The 2,581-nt window shown below is 38.6% G+C and carries 5 protein-coding genes; 3 read left to right on the forward strand and 2 right to left on the reverse strand.

Annotated elements, in window-relative coordinates; genetic code table 11:
* Both HMPREF0083_RS05100 and HMPREF0083_RS05110 read left to right on the forward strand, forming a co-directional pair.
* Positions 1-302 (forward strand): transposase (locus tag HMPREF0083_RS05100; RefSeq protein WP_021620033.1); only part of this gene is annotated, 302 nt, incomplete at its 5' end.
* A 394-nt stretch (positions 303-696) separates the two neighbouring features.
* Positions 697-876: a hypothetical protein gene (locus tag HMPREF0083_RS05110; protein WP_040301551.1), complete on the forward strand. Its 180-nt coding sequence runs from the start codon at positions 697-699 to the stop codon at positions 874-876.
* Between the two features lie 70 nt (positions 877-946).
* On the opposite strand, the gene HMPREF0083_RS05115 is transcribed toward HMPREF0083_RS05110, so the two are convergent.
* Together HMPREF0083_RS05115 and HMPREF0083_RS05120 are read right to left on the reverse strand one after the other, a co-directional pair.
* The gene (locus tag HMPREF0083_RS05115; RefSeq protein ID WP_021620036.1) at positions 947-1,225 is read right to left on the reverse strand and encodes a hypothetical protein; all 279 of its coding nucleotides are present in this window, start codon (positions 1,223-1,225) and stop codon (positions 947-949) included.
* Between the two features lie 620 nt (positions 1,226-1,845).
* Complete coding sequence (locus tag HMPREF0083_RS05120) at positions 1,846-2,127, reverse strand: hypothetical protein (RefSeq protein ID WP_021620038.1); 282 nt, start codon at positions 2,125-2,127, stop codon at positions 1,846-1,848.
* 259 nt (positions 2,128-2,386) lie between these two features.
* On the opposite strand from HMPREF0083_RS05120, the gene HMPREF0083_RS27865 reads away from it, so the two are divergent.
* The gene (locus HMPREF0083_RS27865) at positions 2,387-2,524 is read left to right on the forward strand and encodes a hypothetical protein (RefSeq protein WP_021620039.1); all 138 of its coding nucleotides are present in this window, start codon (positions 2,387-2,389) and stop codon (positions 2,522-2,524) included.
* Positions 2,525-2,581: the final 57 nt, after the last annotated feature.

Consider the following 2,581-nt stretch of genomic DNA (forward strand, 5'->3'; position numbering starts at 1 on the left):
ACGAAGGCAAACGTGCCATCCTTATCATGGACAACGCCCGTATCCACAAAGCAGAAGAGCTGCAGCCTTTTTTTGAAGCGAATCGGGAGCGACTTTTCTGTATCGATCTGCCGCCTTACTCGCCCAATTTGAATCCGGTCGAGCACATATGGAAATGGCTAAAGGAAGTCGTCATCGCCAATCGTTTTCATCCTACACAAGCTTCGATCGCACAAGCCATTGATGATTTTACTCATTACATAGAAGAAAACCTGGAAAGGGTACTGTCACGCATTGCAAACGTTCATTTGTTGAATTCTTAATCGCGATTTATATAAAAGATATTTATCCAAACGAAAATCTATATACGATTACAATGAGTTTATGAACACACAAAAAGAGCAGCCTTTCTGGATGAACTCAGATTGACTGCTCTTTTTATGGTTTATGTGTTTATCGAACCGGATCTTGTACATTTAAAACTTTAAACTTCAAAGGTGTCCATAAATAAGAGAATAACATTAATTAATAGAAAGATGCTTAATAAAATAGATATAAAACCAAATATTTTAAGCTTTTTTTTGGTATTACGTAGCAAAAGGATACCAACTATCAAGGAAATGATTGTAGGAATAGACCAAAATACCCCTAATCCGATGTTCATTTTCCCCTCCTGTACTTACGTCTAATGAGTATGATAATTAGGTGAATGATTTATTGCTTGAGAACAGTTCCACGTTCCATCACAATTTCCCTGAGTTGCTGCATAAGAAGAAGTTAGGTAGTTGGAAAAAGGTCGCTATGCAAACGGGTGACTCCATCAGACAGCTAACACGGGAGTACAAAGCGTATAAAGCGCGTGTAGTTGAGCGGATGCGAGATGGAGATACAGCTTAATAATTGGTTGCCCACCGGTGAAACTCGGTGGGTGGCCTCATAATACAGCTATTTCGCGAAAATTAGAGATTTAGGGTGTTCGGTTTTTAATAATCAGGAAGGTTCTTTTCACTAAATAATAAATCAGCATTCCGGCTACTAACTGAAAGAACAAAATAAGAATGGATGTACCTAGGCTAGCAGTATAACCGAATGTGATCTCACTCTTTAGATTGTTGATTTCTTTATAGGCATCCATCATTTGTGGTTGATAAAAGTAGGTGTTCAAAAATCCTTTCCCTACATTAAAAAGAAAAAACAAGATGTTGAGTGCGATGGAGAAAGCTAATGAATGCAAAAAACATTTCATAAACAAACCACATCCTTATGTTTTCTTAAGGTGAATATTAACATTTTAATTCATTAATAACTATATAAGTTACGCTTGATATTTTGACACAAGGGTGTTGATTATTCAGTACGATCCACTCTGGATCGTACTGGATAATCAACACCCTTGACATGGAAATAATCCTACGGGCTAGAACAGCTATCCTGTCATCAAGCCGGTAAAAGACGGAAGGATTCGAGCATATTGTTTCAAACGGAGAGTAACAAGGTATTTCTTAGTGAAGAATGTGCCGGCTATGCGACCAGCAAATGAAAAACAAGTGAGCTGAAAAAAACGGCATAATTGCCGAGTTTTCAACTTTGACCCCATATTGACCGTTCTCGATATGTAAAATCACTTCGGTGTTGCCTACGTGCCGGTGAAGAAGCTAGAAGCGCTACAACCTACATCGCCCAAAGAGGAATTATTGTTCCTCATGACCTTTGGGACTTAGGGTTGGATTTGTTGAGTTATTATGTAGCGGCGTCGGTATAGTAAGTGAATACCAGGGCGCAAAGAAGACCCCACCTGCTTAGGCTGATGGGGTCTTCTTTTAGGCACAAAATATGGTAGTAATAGTTGTTCAATTCGCCTATAACTTACTTAGTTGGGCAATTAAAATTAAACAGTTGAATCGGGCAATTAGACGCAGAATTAGATTGCTTAACCGGTACTTCTTTATTGTTGTTACCAAGAATTTGTTGAACTAAGTTATTAAGATCTCCATTATTAGCGGAATTCAATTGGTGCGCTGCAGGTGTAGAACCGAAGTTTTGTGCTCCGTTTACGAATGGGCAGTTGGTTGCCGCACTTGCGCTTCCTGCACCAAAGGTTAGTAGAGATGCACCAAGAATAGTGACGGTTGCTAGTAGCTTTTTCATTTGACCACTCCTAAACTAGAATGTATTGTTTGCTAACTCATGTTCTATCCTAACATATATACAAACGAATTTTGGGTGGTAAATATTGTGATTTGTCTGTCGATTGTTATTAGAGGAATGAAGAATTAAGTTAACGAAAGATACGATTACTGTCAGCAAAGGATGGAAAGATTCAGGCGTACTGCTTCAAACGAAGAGCAACGAGGTATTTCTTAGTGAAGAATGTGCCGGCTTTGAAGAGAAATTGGGAAAGGATTTAATGAGCCGGGATAAGGATGGTATTATTGAGGATGAACTTAAGCAAAAAAGAGTTCTTTTTAAAAATACAGATTTCCCGGGAGCTTATACTGAAGTGGTTTTTGGTTATGGAAAAATTGAAAGCATTCATGTGTTTTAACTCCCCTCCGAAAGAAGTCTCCTACTTCTAAACGTGAAGGTGACAGCACCAGTGAAA

This window comes from Aneurinibacillus aneurinilyticus ATCC 12856, from assembly GCF_000466385.1.
Taxonomy (GTDB): Bacteria; Bacillota; Bacilli; order Aneurinibacillales; family Aneurinibacillaceae; genus Aneurinibacillus; species Aneurinibacillus aneurinilyticus.